Source organism: Synechococcus sp. PCC 7335 (genome assembly GCF_000155595.1).
Lineage (GTDB): Bacteria > Cyanobacteriota > Cyanobacteriia > Phormidesmidales > Phormidesmidaceae > Phormidesmis.
Genome location: NZ_DS989904.1, coordinates 2,083,652 through 2,097,285, shown reverse-complemented (window position 1 = coordinate 2,097,285; position 13,634 = coordinate 2,083,652). Strand labels below are relative to the sequence as shown.

Annotated in this window: 13 protein-coding genes, 2 tRNA genes and 1 other annotated feature; of the genes, 7 read left to right on the top strand and 8 right to left on the bottom strand. The window is 48.3% G+C overall.

Annotated elements, in window-relative coordinates; genetic code table 11:
• Positions 1-467, bottom strand: a sequence feature (16S ribosomal RNA rRNA prediction is too short).
• 525 nt (positions 468-992) lie between these two features.
• From glyQ to S7335_RS09195, 4 genes are all read left to right on the top strand, one after another.
• Positions 993-1,883 (top strand): glycine--tRNA ligase subunit alpha, encoded by an 891-nt coding sequence (glyQ, locus tag S7335_RS09210; protein ID WP_006456970.1) that lies wholly within the window; start codon positions 993-995, stop codon positions 1,881-1,883.
• Positions 1,884-1,964: 81 nt separating this feature from the next.
• Positions 1,965-2,447 (top strand): DUF4079 domain-containing protein, encoded by a 483-nt coding sequence (locus tag S7335_RS09205; protein ID WP_006457526.1) that lies wholly within the window; start codon positions 1,965-1,967, stop codon positions 2,445-2,447.
• A gap of 141 nt (positions 2,448-2,588) precedes the next feature.
• Positions 2,589-4,136, top strand: a complete 1,548-nt coding sequence (locus S7335_RS09200) for a ComEC/Rec2 family competence protein (RefSeq protein WP_006456340.1) — start codon at positions 2,589-2,591, stop codon at positions 4,134-4,136.
• A gap of 61 nt (positions 4,137-4,197) precedes the next feature.
• A tRNA-Ser gene (locus tag S7335_RS09195) sits at positions 4,198-4,284 on the top strand.
• Positions 4,285-4,316: 32 nt separating this feature from the next.
• On the opposite strand, the gene S7335_RS09190 is transcribed toward S7335_RS09195, so the two are convergent.
• From S7335_RS09190 to S7335_RS09175, 4 genes are all read right to left on the bottom strand, one after another.
• Positions 4,317-5,090 (bottom strand): sugar transferase, encoded by a 774-nt coding sequence (locus tag S7335_RS09190; RefSeq protein WP_006455089.1) that lies wholly within the window; start codon positions 5,088-5,090, stop codon positions 4,317-4,319.
• A gap of 397 nt (positions 5,091-5,487) precedes the next feature.
• Positions 5,488-6,804, bottom strand: coding sequence for a bifunctional phosphopantothenoylcysteine decarboxylase/phosphopantothenate--cysteine ligase CoaBC (gene coaBC, locus S7335_RS09185; protein ID WP_006454422.1), 1,317 nt, complete (start codon positions 6,802-6,804; stop codon positions 5,488-5,490).
• A 13-nt stretch (positions 6,805-6,817) separates the two neighbouring features.
• Complete coding sequence (locus S7335_RS28795; protein ID WP_038017729.1) at positions 6,818-7,015, bottom strand: DUF2555 domain-containing protein; 198 nt, start codon at positions 7,013-7,015, stop codon at positions 6,818-6,820.
• A 232-nt stretch (positions 7,016-7,247) separates the two neighbouring features.
• Positions 7,248-7,895, bottom strand: a complete 648-nt coding sequence (locus tag S7335_RS09175) for an alpha/beta hydrolase (protein WP_006456906.1) — start codon at positions 7,893-7,895, stop codon at positions 7,248-7,250.
• A 160-nt stretch (positions 7,896-8,055) separates the two neighbouring features.
• Here S7335_RS09175 and purH point away from each other — a divergent pair, with 160 nt between their 5' ends.
• Both purH and S7335_RS29460 read left to right on the top strand, forming a co-directional pair.
• Positions 8,056-9,624: a bifunctional phosphoribosylaminoimidazolecarboxamide formyltransferase/IMP cyclohydrolase gene (purH, locus tag S7335_RS09170; protein WP_006454620.1), complete on the top strand. Its 1,569-nt coding sequence runs from the start codon at positions 8,056-8,058 to the stop codon at positions 9,622-9,624.
• A gap of 309 nt (positions 9,625-9,933) precedes the next feature.
• Positions 9,934-10,428 (top strand): ferric reductase-like transmembrane domain-containing protein, encoded by a 495-nt coding sequence (locus S7335_RS29460; protein ID WP_006454010.1) that lies wholly within the window; start codon positions 9,934-9,936, stop codon positions 10,426-10,428.
• 302 nt (positions 10,429-10,730) lie between these two features.
• Here the strand turns inward: S7335_RS29460 and S7335_RS09160 are convergent, their stop codons facing one another.
• Both S7335_RS09160 and S7335_RS09155 read right to left on the bottom strand, forming a co-directional pair.
• Positions 10,731-11,447: a Tic22 family protein gene (locus S7335_RS09160; RefSeq protein ID WP_006455953.1), complete on the bottom strand. Its 717-nt coding sequence runs from the start codon at positions 11,445-11,447 to the stop codon at positions 10,731-10,733.
• Positions 11,448-11,587: 140 nt separating this feature from the next.
• A tRNA-Pro gene (locus S7335_RS09155) sits at positions 11,588-11,661 on the bottom strand.
• A 95-nt stretch (positions 11,662-11,756) separates the two neighbouring features.
• Between S7335_RS09155 and S7335_RS09150 the strand changes: the two genes are divergently transcribed.
• Positions 11,757-12,167: a DUF4332 domain-containing protein gene (locus tag S7335_RS09150; protein WP_006456064.1), complete on the top strand. Its 411-nt coding sequence runs from the start codon at positions 11,757-11,759 to the stop codon at positions 12,165-12,167.
• 104 nt (positions 12,168-12,271) lie between these two features.
• On the opposite strand, the gene S7335_RS09145 is transcribed toward S7335_RS09150, so the two are convergent.
• Both S7335_RS09145 and S7335_RS09140 read right to left on the bottom strand, forming a co-directional pair.
• Positions 12,272-12,883 carry a GNAT family N-acetyltransferase gene (locus S7335_RS09145; RefSeq protein ID WP_006454093.1) on the bottom strand — a complete coding sequence of 204 codons (612 nt, stop codon included), beginning with the start codon at positions 12,881-12,883 and terminating at the stop codon, positions 12,272-12,274.
• Positions 12,884-12,909: 26 nt separating this feature from the next.
• Positions 12,910-13,428, bottom strand: a complete 519-nt coding sequence (locus S7335_RS09140) for a GNAT family N-acetyltransferase (protein ID WP_006454532.1) — start codon at positions 13,426-13,428, stop codon at positions 12,910-12,912.
• Positions 13,429-13,634 lie beyond the last annotated feature (206 nt).

The window sequence follows — 13,634 nt, the reverse complement described above, 5'->3', positions numbered from 1 at the left end:
GCGGCTGCTGGCACGGAGTTAGCCGATGCTGATTCCTCAGGTACCGTCAGAATCTTCTTCCCTGAGAAAAGAGGTTTACAACCCACAGGCCTTCCTCCCTCACGCGGCGTTGCTCCGTCAGGCTTGCGCCCATTGCGGAAAATTCCCCACTGCTGCCTCCCGTAGGAGTCTGGGCCGTGTCTCAGTCCCAGTGTGGCTGATCGTCCTCTCAGACCAGCTACTGATCGTCGCCTTGGTAAGCCTTTACCCCACCAACTAGCTAATCAGACGCGAGCTCATCTACAGGCTATTAATATTTCACCTCTCGGCACATCGGGTGTTAGCAGGAATTTCTCCCTGTTGTCCCCATCCTATAGGCAGATCCTCACGCGTTACTCACCCGTCCGCCACTAACCTCCGAAAAGGTCCGTTCGACTTGCATGTGTTAAGCACGCCGCCAGCGTTCATCCTGAGCCAGGATCAAACTCTCCATTTTAGGTGAATTCTCTAAAAGAACTCAGTTTGTCTCAAACTCAAGCTATTTACTAGCTATCCTTACATTGCATTTCGAAAATAACTATGCTATCCTCGAAAACAATTTACTTCTTTAACGAGGGTCTCGTTAATTCATAATTCTCTAAACTATTCTCTTTTCTAGGTGCTACTTATCGCCTCCAGGGCGCCGCTCTCGCGTCGCTTCCTCCCTTCAGCGCCTAATGAATATAACGCTCTAATACAACGAGTGTCAACTAGTTTCTGTAGAAAAAGTCGAAAACGCCTGTATCCCTCTCTACGTATGGGATTTAAAACTACATAATCCTACAGGCGACGTAAGTCGGTCTTAAAGAGGAAGAAGCCAAAGGAAAAACCTTTGGCTTCTTCCTCTTTTGAGGTTACTTATCTAGGAGTCAGCTATATGCCTACATGTTTACTTGTTTTTTTGGCGTCTATACATTAGCGGCGAGTAGGTAGAGACTGTATAGGGTGTTGAAAGCACTTCTGGGAGAAGCTAAGTGAATTTTCAGTCCGTTATTGCTACTTTGAACGAGTTTTGGTCTGAGCAAGGATGTTTGGTCATGCAGCCTTACGACACTGAGAAAGGGGCTGGGACCAAAAGCCCACATACATTTCTAAGAGCAATTGGCCCAGAGCCTTGGTCGGTTGCTTACGTCGAGCCCTGTAGACGCCCTGCAGATGGTCGGTATGGAGAAAATCCTAACCGCTATCAGCATTACTTCCAGTATCAGGTGCTGATTAAGCCTTCTCCTAGCAATATTCAAGAACTGTATTTAGAGTCTTTGAGGGCGTTAGGGATTATGCCTGAGGACCACGATATTAGGTTTGTAGAAGACAACTGGGAAGATGCGGCTGTCGGAGCGTGGGGTGTGGGTTGGGAAGTTTGGCTAGATGGAATGGAAGTGACACAATTCACTTATTTTCAGCAGTGTGGGGGATTAGATTGTCGGCCGGTTTCTATTGAGATTACATATGGATTAGAGAGGCTGACGATGTATCTACAAGAAGTAGATGCGATGGCGAAGATTCAATGGAATGATGGGCTGACGTACGGAGATGTGTATATGCAGGCAGAGATTGAAAACTCTACGTACAACTTTGAGGCTTCCAGTTCAAAATTACTATTTAAGCTGTTTGAACTGTATCAGCAAGAAGCTGAACAACTAATGGAAAAAGGGTTGGTGCTACCGAGCTATGACTATGTTCTAAAGTGTTCGCACACCTTCAATTTGCTAGATGCGCGAGGCGTAATCTCGGTAACAGAAAGGACACGGTACATCCGCCAGGTAAGAGGACTTGCTAGACGAGTAGCTCAGCTGTATTACGAGCAGCGCGAAAAGCTGGGGTTTCCCCTGTTGAAGCAGACCTCTGATAGGACAGCAAGATAGATAAACCGAAAGCACTCTAGGCTTCGATTAGCCTGTGTCAAGAGGTATCAAGTATCTTTCGTATTGCTGAGGATCAAGATTGTGGATATAGCTTTGAAAGCCTATTTAGAGCCAATTGGGGCCTGGTTTGCCCAGTTCGGCTTGCCAGAGCCGATCGTGCATTGGGGTCATCCAGTTATGATGGCGATTGTGGTATTTGTGATGGGCGGAGCGGCGGCGTATGCCGGATGGCAGGGGCGTTTGGCAACTGACACGGGAGTTGCGGTTGAGCAAAAGCAGGCTCATGCGAAGATTGCACCCCTGATGTATCTGCTTATCGTGATAGGGGCAACAGGCGGGCTCTTATCGCTGGTAATGCAAGGTAAGCCAATTTTGGAAAGCTCACATTTTGTGACAGGAATGGGAGCGATCGCACTTCTAACGACCAATGCTTTGATCGCAGCAACTAAGTTTGGCAAAGGCAAGCGGGCTCTTCGATCAGCCCACGCCTACATTGGCAGTGCAGCCCTAGTAACATTGGTCATCCACGCATTTTTTGGTGCCCAGCTAGGACTATCTATCTAGGTCTATTTGAACCAAAAAGAAAAGCGCGCTTTATAAGAGGCTTTGGGGAACGTACTCCAGGGTCTCTTTTTTACAGATAGCGGATACATAGTTAGTAGATGGGCTCTCTATAGAAAGAAAAGCACGCTTGGAGCTAGGAACATGACGCCTTGGGGCGGTTTGGCCATTGCGGCGGCATACATTCTGGGCCTACTGGCAACCGGAATTACAGAGGTACGCATCTTAGGTTGGGTGTCTGTGGCTGGATGTAGCATTTTCTGTCTTGGTGTTCTTTGTAGTCTGATAGTTCCTCGTATCTGGCGAATGGGGCCGACTAGAAGGCAGTGGTGGATAGCAGGACTAGTTGGACTGATAGCAGCGAGCTATTGCATAGCGCGATCCCCTCAGCCAGCCGCTAACGATATTAGCCACTTTGCTTCCGATCATGAGCGACGAGTCCTCGGGAAAGTCTTACAAACACCGCAAACAAGCCGCAATCAAAAGGCTAAGTTTTTCTTAGAAGTGCAGTCTGTCAGAGGAGTAGGAACGAAGAATACGATTGAAGCGCCCCGGTCTGCTAGTGGCAAGCTATATGTGAGCGCAGCACTAGCACCAAGCAAAAGACTCTATCCTGGCAAGCTGATAGAGCTAAGAGGAAAAATTTCTGCGGTTGAAGAACTAAAGTCAGCGCAGGCTAGTGGCTTTGGGGACTATCTAGTTCGGCAGGGTTGTTTTGCTAGCTTCAGAACTTTTTGGATAGAGTTTCTACCCAATCAAGAGCCGCCACAGTCGGCCTTATGGAAGTTGAGAGCGCGGATTGTTTCGGCGCAGAATCGGTGGTTAGATGAGCCGGCTGGAAACTTGCTAAGTGCAATGACCCTAGGACGAAAGGCAGTAGATTTACCCTTTGAGGTTAGAGATAGTTTTATTTCAGCAGGATTGGCACATACGCTAGCAGCTTCTGGCTTCCACGTTTCTTTGATCCTGACTTTAGTACTATGCTGTGTGAAATCTCAAAGGGCGCAGACGCAGGCGATCGCGGGTGCAATAGCACTAATTGTATACATTGGTTTAACTGGACTACAGCCTAGCGTGGTTCGAGCGGCAGTAATGGGGGGTGGAATGCTGCTAGGACTAGCAACATCGCGCAAGGTCAATCCGCTAAGTGGACTGTTGTTGGCAGCGGTACTCATCTTGCTCTTCAACCCTCAGTGGATATGGGATATTGGATTTCAACTCAGTGTAGTAGCAACATTAGGGCTGATATTGACGGTACCTCGGCTTATACAGCTACTAGACTGGCTGCCGGTATCAGTAGCAATGGTTCTAGCTGTTCCGATCGCAGCCTATCTATGGACGATTCCGCTTCAGCTACTGTATTTTCAAGTACTGCCAACGTATAGCGTCTTATTAAACGGAATCACAACACCGTTGGTAACGTTGATTAGTATGGGTGGGTTTATCAGCGCGATCGCAGCAATTCCCGTTCCGCTCATCGGTAGCTTCATCGCTTCTACCCTCTACTATCCAATCCATATTTTGATTTGGGTAGTTGATCAATTTAATCAGCTTCCTGGCAGTTCACTTGAGTTCACTGGCATAGAAGGATGGCATGTAGTAGTTAGCTACCTCGTGTATATGGCCATTTGTATCTGGCTAAGGCGGCGGGAGCAATTCGCACCTGGCGATGACTACGCAGCTTTGTTCTAGGTCTGTTCTTAGAGCTAAGCACAGACTTCTCAAGAAATCAGTGTAAGATGTAGAACCATCTGGAGAGGTGGCAGAGTGGTTGAATGCGGCAGTCTCGAAAACTGTTTTAGGGTCAAACCTAACGGGGGTTCGAATCCCCCCCTCTCCGTTGACTACTCGTAGATAACTGTTCGTAGATGACTAGCAAGCGTCTTTATGGTCGAAGACGACAGCAATTGTCTTGAAGATAATTTGTATATCTAGCCAGTTAGACCAGTTGGCCTGATAGTCTAAATCCATCTCGACGATCTGTTCAAAATCCTTAATGCTAGAGCGGCCGCTAGTTTGCCACCGTCCAGTCATACCTGGCTTAACAGCGAGACGCCGCCAGTGATAGCGATTGTATTGTATAACCTCGTTAAGTACGGGTGGTCGCGTTCCGACCAGGCTCATATCGCCGGTTAGAACGTTGAAAAACTGGGGCAGCTCATCTAGGCTAGTGCGTCTAAGAAATCGTCCGATGCGGGTGATGCGTGGGTCTGCTTCATTTTTGAAGATCAGTCCTTTGGCTTCATTTTCGACAGTGTGCTTTTTGGCCTCAGCATCTGGGATCATGGAGCGAAATTTCCAGATGCGAAAAGGACGACCTCTATAGCCGTACCGAGTTTGGCTGAAGAAGATAGGACCAGGATGATCGATCTGGATGGCGATCGCAATCGGAATTAATAAAGCAGCAACGAGACCTAATCCAACCACGGCGCCAACAATATCAACTAACCTCTTGACTTTACTAGTGACAGCAGGTGAAGGCAGACCCCAATTAATATCTTGGACAGTGAGCTCGACCTGGCGCTGCTCAAATGAAAGTTCTCGCTGCCTGAAGCCAGTCAATATACTACCCAAAAGTCCGCTTGCCTGCCGATAGTCTCTACGCAAACTAATAACTGACTGGCCTTTTATCTTCGTGTGAACCATGCCAAAAACTCGGGATAACTACCGTCTAAGCTATGGCCATCATATAAACTGTGTTGAAAGAGTTGGTAATTTATACAAGCGACTTCTCACAATCTTAGAGATTGCTCCCTCTCGTATGAAGCTAGCAACATGAGCAATCAGTTATTGCGATGACTAGGTTTGCAGATATAGCAATGCGCGGACGCATTCGGGCAATTGCTATGTCCATTTCATACAACACAAAGCGCTGTAAGCTTTCGTGATGTAGTAAGCAAAGTACGCAAAGCTATAGATGTTCCTGGGGATTTATGAGGTTTGTCGTCAACTATACAGCTTGCTTGATAAGCTCTGTTTTGATTCAGTTGTCAGCTCTCTACTCGAGACTCTAGTTCAGTTCAGATTCATATCAGATTCAATATTAGAAAACGTCTAATAAGTAGTCATAGAGCTGATGAGCTAACGATAATTTGCTGCAATGAGCAACCTGTCTCTGCCGACCATCTGCTAAAAGAATCGTGGCCTGGTTGTTGGAACTGCCAAACCCACTATCTGATTTATCAATAGGATTTGCTACGATAGCGTCTAAGTTTTTCCTTTTGAGCTTGTCACGCGCTGGCGTGACGATGTCGCCTGTTTGAGCGGCAAAGCCGACAATTCGTTGGCTTTGCGATTTTTGGCTGGCGAGCTGGGCAACGATATCTGGAACGGTAGATAAAGGTAGATGGGTCGGTAGATCTTGCTTCAGCAGCTTGTGAGCAACAGTTTTCGTCGGACGAACATCGGCGATCGCGGCAGACATGATCGTCCAGTCGGCCGACGGCAGCGCTGAAAGCATTGCGCGCTCCATTTCCTCAGCGGTAGTGACAGCAATGGTGCGAATAGGAATCGGAATAGTGTTTGTGAGTTCTTCTGTAAGCGGCCCGTGGACTAAAGTAACCCCTGCCCCTCTATGGTGAGCAGCTTGGGCCAAAGCAATTCCCATGCGACCCGTCGCTGGATTACTTATGAACCTAACGGGATCTAAGTACTCTTGGGTAGTGCCACCGCTGATTAGCAAATGTTTCCCTAGTAAATCTCTTCGCCCTTTGGTGTGGCGCAAGGAGTAGATCGTGGTGACGATTTCGGTCGGCTCTGCCATCCGTCCGGTACCAATGCGATCGCACGCGAGTCGCCCTGAATTAGGCCCCACCGAGTGATATCGCGATGCTTGCTTGTTGGTCTCTAGCTGCTGCCAGTTGCGTTGAACGGCCACTTGCCGCCACATATCTGTATTCATAGCAGGTGCGAGCAGAACCGGACAGGTTGAGGCTAGCACTGTATTTGTCAACAGATTATCGGCCAGTCCATGAGCTAGCTTAGCTAGCGTATTCGCGCTTAAGGGAGCGATGATAAAAACATCAGCCCATTCACCTAACTCGATATGTAAGGGCCTCGCCTGCTTAGCAGACCAGAAATCGTCATCTGTATAGACCGGATGCCGAGACAGCGCCGCAAACGTAAGCGCGCTGACAAAGCTTTGAGCCTGCCGCGTCATCAGCACTCTAACCTCGACCCCAGCTTTTGCTAGCGTTGAGGTCACTTCGCACAGCTTGTACGCAGCAACGCCACCAGTTATACCTATCAAGATCTTCGAAGGCTCACTAGCTGGCTCACTAGTTACAGAGCTGCTCTCTATCGGGCTGACTTTTGCGGGCAGACTGATTGAAGCAGGGTCCTGCAACGACATAGGTAGCAATAGGTAGCAGTGCCTACGACTCGTCGAAAGCTTCGAGGTCGAGTAAGTGCATGTAGGGTTCTACCAGCTCTGAGCGTTGGAAAGCAACAGCTCGCAGGCGGTGCCAGTCTTGTAGCCCTTCAAACGGAGTGACATATTCGTCTTGCTCTAGTCTTTGAGCGAGCTGCGCCACATCTTCTGGTGTCATCTGGGCAATATCTTGAGACCAGATATGATTGTTGGCCTGGGGGGCTGAGTTGACAGCTGCCTCGTTGTGCGCGCTAGTGTGAAGTGATTCAGTGGATTGCATGGTGGCCCATTCCCTACAAGCTGGTATGAACAGAGTTGGCATGAAGCGACTAGCGAGCAGACAGATGTATCCACGGCTAGCTACAGAATGTGCTTCAAGTGTAGTCTTTCTCGCTGCGCCTTTACAGAGTCTATTAACTAAATAGAGTTAAACGTTAAAGAGATAAACAAAACTGACTGGCTACTTTAAGCGCATCCATAGAAACTTCGTGGCCCATATCAAATTCGTGATAGGTCACAGCGAGCCCCTGACTTTCTAGCTGAGATTTGGCCTCCAGTGCTCTAGCTAGCGGTACGACAGGATCTTGTCTGCCATGAACTAGCAAAATTGGACGCGGAGTAATGCACGGAGGAATAGGGGCATGACTGTAGCTACTGAGGATAAGCATGGCAGCTAAAGGTAGCTGAGGCGCGATATCTAAGGTCATTGCACCGCCTTGTGAAAAGCCGCCCATGATGGTTTTTTCGAGAGGGATACCAGTCTTTTCAGGCAATGAACGCATCCAGTACAAAAGCCGCTGGCGACTCTCGCGTAAATCAGCCTGTGCCTCAAAATTATGTGCCCTGCGAAAGTCATAGTTTGCTGGAAAGCTATACCAAGCAAGTCCTCCTGGTACCATCGGATGGGTAAACGGAGCATCTGGCAATAAGGCCCGAGTCGGCGAGCTTACCATATTGATTGCGTTGATCACTCCGGCCACGTCCTGAGCGTTTGCCCCCCAGCCGTGAAGCAAAACAATCAGCTGTTCGCCTGCGCCTTCTGGCGTAATTGCGATCGCATTCAAACTCAACTGCTCTACCATCGTTCCAATCTCTTAGGCACAAACTAGACACAAGCCCAATCAATCATAAAGTCCTCACAGTCGGCTTGTGCATAAATGTCTTGCTCCTGACTGGGCCCTCCCACTCGCTCCCCAAAGCCTGTACGCTTTAAACCTGTCCCGTAGCTCAAAAAAATCGCCCATGTCCCGCCTTGCCCTGCTAAGTGTTTCAGATAAAACTGGTCTGATTAAGTTAGCCAAGTCGCTCACCGAAGATCTTGATTTTGAAATTATTAGTAGCGGTGGCACTGCAAAGGCGATTAGCGACGCGGGTATTCCAGTCATTAAAGTAGCTGACTACACAGGCTCTCCCGAAATTCTAGGTGGGCGCGTCAAGACCCTACATCCAAAAGTTCATGGTGGTATATTAGCCAGACCAGATCAGCCAATGGACCGAGACGATCTGACGAACAATGACATTCGCGCCTTCGATTTAGTCGTCGTCAATCTTTATCCTTTCGAGCAAACAGTCGCTCAGCCTGATGTCACCTTGACAGCAGCAATTGAGAAAATCGATATCGGTGGCCCGACGATGATTCGAGCGGCAGCTAAGAATCATCAGTACGTCACTGTGCTGTGCAACCCAAACCAATATGATGACTATCTGACAGTAGCTAAAGCAAATCAGGGCAAGCCATCCCAAGAGTTTCGTGCTTCCTGCGCCCAGCAAGCATTCTGGCATACCGCGAACTATGACTGTGCGATCGCCCGATACCTTACTGAGCAGAAAACCCTAGCCAATCAACCAGACGCAGCGGCTGCTCTACCCGCTAGCTACGCCATCAACGGTCACTTGAAGCAGACCCTCCGCTATGGCGAGAACCCCCATCAGAGCGCCGGCTGGTATCAGACCGGGGCGATCGCTAGTGGCTGGGCAGCGGCCAAACAGCTACAGGGTAAAGCGCTCAGCTACAACAACCTAGTTGATCTAGAAGCGGCTCGCCGGATTATTGCCGAGTTTCCAGGAAATGAACGCCCTGCTGCTGCTGTTTTAAAGCACACGAATCCTTGTGGGGTATCTGTTGCCGACTCGCTATCAACGGCATATCAGCAAGCGTTTAACGCCGACAATGTGTCTGCCTTTGGCGGCATTGTTGCGCTCAATCAATCAATCGATGCCCAGACGGCACAGGCTCTAACAGAGACGTTCCTAGAATGCGTGGTCGCACCAGGGTGTAGTGAACAGGCTGAAGCAATCCTAGCGAAGAAGAAAAACTTACGAATATTAGTGCTGCCAAATTTAGCATCCGGACCAGCACAGACTGTAAAAGCGATCGCAGGCGGGTTTCTTATCCAAGCCGCTAACGATCTACCTGAAGATCCGGTTCGATGGAACATTGTCACTAAAAAGAAACCTAGCGAAGCTGAGCTTGCCCAACTACTTTTCTCTTGGCGAGTTGTCAAGCACGTGAAGTCCAATGCTATCTTGATTGCCCGTGACAATACTACCCTCGGCGTTGGCGCCGGGCAAATGAACCGAGTGGGCGCGGTTAAGATCGCTTTAGAGCAAGCAGGCAATCGAGCTGAAGGCGCGATTCTAGCGAGCGATGGCTTCTTTCCTTTTGATGATTCTGTCAGAACAGCGGCCGCTGCAGGGATTCGGGCAATCGTACAGCCTGGTGGCAGCATTCGCGATCAAGCGTCAATCACCGCTGCCAATGAGCTAGGGCTGATTATGGTCTTCACAGGAACGCGGCATTTTCTTCATTGATGGCTTTGAACCAGGAACACTAGCGAGAACTTGGGACAAGAGGACGTGAATACGATTCTCTATCTGAACGACGCCGTATACCCATTGGCACATATTAAAGATACTAAGCGCACTAAACGAGAGTTCGAGACGGTAGCTGTCAATAATATGCTCACCTACGTGCGCCCGAACTCTAAAAGTATCAAATACCACTAGTACTGGGCGCCTTCATACGTTAGCTAACCACTTTGCCTCGTCGAACGGTTTTACAAGCCCGTTTGACGGATAGAGCAAATTGGCAACCACCTAAAACTCGCTGGGGTATCTCAAATGGATAATACGCTAGGTTTTATCGCAACGCTGACCTATGTGGCTACGCTCTTACCAAGTAACTTGAAGGTCGCTTTTCCAGCCTTCAGGTATACCGCCTTCAGTAGAATTCTTCAAAAGAATCGCCGTGAGATTGGCATTTGGACATTCGTGCTATCGGTTCTACATGCATGTTTTGTCCTCTACCATCATGATCCGGACATCTCAAAAGTGGAGTTCTACCGCAAAAGTATCAGCGGTCTCTCACTCATGTTTATTTTCGCGCTACTAGCTGTCACCTCTAACAACTGGAGTATACGCAAGCTTCGAAAGAACTGGAAGCGACTGCATTCTCTAACATACGTTGCTCTCTTTATGCTTCCCTGGCATATCATCCACAAGATGGGTTACCAGTGGTCCGCAGTCACTAGTATCAGCATGACGCTGGTAATTAATATCATCTGCATATGGGTGTTTAGAAAGTATCAGGAGGAGCAAAGGCAAAAGAGTATTTAGTTGACATTCGTCGCTAGCTATAGTGTGAAAGAGCTGGCCCAAAGGCATGCCATGACCGCTCTTTAGTCACAGCCACTCTCTAGTTACAACCGCTCTTTGCTGTGGCTAATATGCACTATGGCGAACCTGCATATCACCAGAATTTAGCTGGCAAACTGGCTATAGAGTACCTCCGTTTTCCACTCACGCTCACCTGTGCCCTTGCAGAGACTTTGGGGTTGATAGCAGTATTCTCATTCTAGTGGTGATGATCTCTGCGACGGTGAGCTTAGACTGTCTGCGATCACCTCGCTACAAGAACCCTACTGAGCCTCAGGTTCATCCGACGGAGCAGTATTCTCAGCTTCTTCGCTAGCAGCTCTGATAGCATCGACCACTTGAGGAGATAGCATCCGTATCCGGCTAAGATCTTCGTTGTCGCTGGTATGGATTTCTTGCAAAATCACCTGAAGTGGAATTACCGCAACTTCGATGCCTAGCTCCTCTTGAGGCAAACGAGCTAAAGACTCATCCAAATCGGAGCGAGAAAAGTATAAAGGAAAGACCACTTCGCCATCAGGTTGCCAAAGCGGTGCGAAAGCGCCATTAGGCAGCTGGGCATAGAACAAAGGCACACCACCTTGATAGTCTGGGTCGATGTCACGAGCATTCTCTACTTCTGCTTCTTCAGGCACCAAGGTAATCCGTAAAGGTTCCCCCTCGATTTCCTCAGCGACCTGGTGGATACGCTCTAGGTTCGTCGGAATTACTTTGATGGTATCGGTGTCTTCTAGTCGATTTGCAGCGATATAGTCGCTGGCACTTTGCAAAGTTACAAAGACTAAAATGCCATCTGGTCCAGCAATAGGCCCTTCCTCATCTTCTAGAATGAAGGACAAGACTGCTTCGCGCTGCTGAACAATTTGCTCTTCTGATAAGGCTAAGACCGGAGCACTTAGCAATCCTATGGCCATTGGTCCTAGACCCAGAGTGCCGATAGCCAATACCTGCGCGAAAATGCGACGAATAGACAGCTTCATAAATTTCTATATATACCTATACCACCATGTTTTCACCCTTATCATGTCGAGCCGTCCGAAATTGCTCAAGCGACGGTAGACAATAAGAATAATTGGCACAGCTAGCTATCTAGTTTGAATCACTGCTTGAGTCGTGGCTATCGGGATGACAGGATTCGAACCTGCGACATCCTGCTCCCAAAGCAGGCGCGCTACCAAGCTGCGCTACATCCCGGCCTTCATACTAGCATGGGTTATTAGCCTTTTCGGCGCCTGGTGAAATGATAGAAGTAATTAGGCTATACGGAACAGAAAAGAACAAACCTTTGTATGGTGACCTCTATTAACCATCCTCTCGATCAACTGCCCGGACTGACGAAGGGACAGGTTCGGCAACTAAATGAGATAGGTATTTTGACAACGTTTGAGCTGTTGCGCAAAGGCAATAGCGTCGTTCAAAGACAGCAGCTATCCAAACAGCTTAGTACAAGTATTAAACACATCAACAAGTGGACAGCTTTGGCTAACCTAGCGAGAATCCCAAGCGTAGGCTGTCAGTACTGTGGCCTGTTGTTACACGCCGGGGTCAGTACTCCGCAACAACTGGCAACAATGACGGTTCAGCGTCTGCATCCACAGCTATTACGACTACAGGTACAACTTTTTCGGCGGGCTGATTTAGCTCCTGATGTGGGTATGGTTGCTAGCTGGATTCAGCAAGCTCAGCAGATGATAGATTGATGCTGATAGGTTTGAGTTAGCAGTAGCGCTGAACCCAACAACTGAACCCAACAAGTAGAGCTAAACCCATCCGGGGACTTCTACATTAGTAGGTTTTCACATAGCTAGCTTAACCGTGAAATCCATTCGTGGCATAGCATAGAATGTACCTTCAGATCTACAAAGTGATCATAGAGCCACTCTGCCTCTCTTAGAGTGCCTTCATAAGTCAACCCTAGCCTTTTAGCAACAGCTTCACTCCGATCGTTGTTCACGGCGCAGCAGATATCAATTCGATTAAGATTCAGCGTCGTGAAACCATAATCCATCATGGATTGACAGGCTAAGGTCATTATGCCTTTACCCTGATGAGCGGCATCTAGCCAATAGCCAATGCTGCCCGAACGGTTATTCCAACTGATATCGTGAAGCCCTATCAGCCCAACGATTATATGGTCGTAGCAAATGGCAGACACTAGCTCCTGACCTATATGCGCCTTTTCGATCTTCTGTTCGATAAAAGCACGAGTATCTTTCGAACTCAGGTTTGAATCTAACCAAGGTAACCATTGCTTCAGATAGCTGCGGTTGGCATCAGTTAGGGCAAAAAGCGCCTCTGTATCCGCTAGCGCTAGCGGGCGCAAGCTAAGCTGCTTGCTAAGGCAACAGGTCAAACCAAGAGGGGCGATGTCTTCATTTCTACTAGCCTGATTGAACTCAATTTGCCCTGAGAACACAATTCTTTTCTGGCCAAACGAATAAACTAATCTGGATACCAGAACATGCCTTTGATTCCTTCAGGATCGGGCATAAAGCCTAGCTGCTTGTAGAAATTAACCACGTCTGGATCGGCAAAAAGCGTTACATTGCTGATATCTTCACTACGTAGCTTTTTGATCAGCTGCTTCATCAAGGCTCTACCTAGCCCCTTACCTTGAAACTCAGGATGGACAACAACATCCCATATGGTGGCATTAAACGCATGATCTGAGGTTGCTCTTGAAAACCCAATTAGTCTTTTGCGGTTGCCTTTTTGCTCCCACATCGTAATCACAAGAAAGCTATTTTGAATTGCTTTACGGACCTTGCGAATAGGTCTGCGAGACCAGCCTACAGCGTCACATAGCTCTTCTAACTCATAGAGATCGATGGTGCGATCCGTGCTAAAGAAGATTCGGCTGTCGTCAATGCTCTTAGCTTCTGCGATATAACCGTCACCAGCAGTTTGCTTGGAGGCTGTAGCAACATCAGAGGTGGTGAACAGGCTTTTCCAGAACCCCATGCATAAAATTTAAGTAGAGTTAAGATCGAGTCAAGCAGCGCTTTATAAAAGTATATCGTTTGACTGCTCACTTATTGATCCCACTTTATCGATGATAAGTGTTAGCAGAGACATTTTTTTCGTTTCAACTGTTGAGCGTTTCACAACTATTGAGTGTTTCAACTGGAGGCGTTGCGAGACGCGCCTGGATTCGCGGTGCTAAGAAT

Coding starts and splice junctions, on each gene's coding strand:
- S7335_RS09160 (WP_006455953.1), bottom strand. CDS start 11,447: ATGAAGCTGTCTATTCGTCGCATTTTCGCGCAGGTATTGGCTATCGGC.
- S7335_RS09200 (WP_006456340.1), top strand. CDS start 2,589: ATGACGCCTTGGGGCGGTTTGGCCATTGCGGCGGCATACATTCTGGGC.
- purH (WP_006454620.1), top strand. CDS start 8,056: ATGTCCCGCCTTGCCCTGCTAAGTGTTTCAGATAAAACTGGTCTGATT.
- S7335_RS09140 (WP_006454532.1), bottom strand. CDS start 13,428: ATGGGGTTCTGGAAAAGCCTGTTCACCACCTCTGATGTTGCTACAGCC.
- S7335_RS09190 (WP_006455089.1), bottom strand. CDS start 5,090: ATGGTTCACACGAAGATAAAAGGCCAGTCAGTTATTAGTTTGCGTAGA.
- S7335_RS09175 (WP_006456906.1), bottom strand. CDS start 7,895: ATGGTAGAGCAGTTGAGTTTGAATGCGATCGCAATTACGCCAGAAGGC.
- S7335_RS09150 (WP_006456064.1), top strand. CDS start 11,757: ATGGTGACCTCTATTAACCATCCTCTCGATCAACTGCCCGGACTGACG.
- S7335_RS29460 (WP_006454010.1), top strand. CDS start 9,934: ATGGATAATACGCTAGGTTTTATCGCAACGCTGACCTATGTGGCTACG.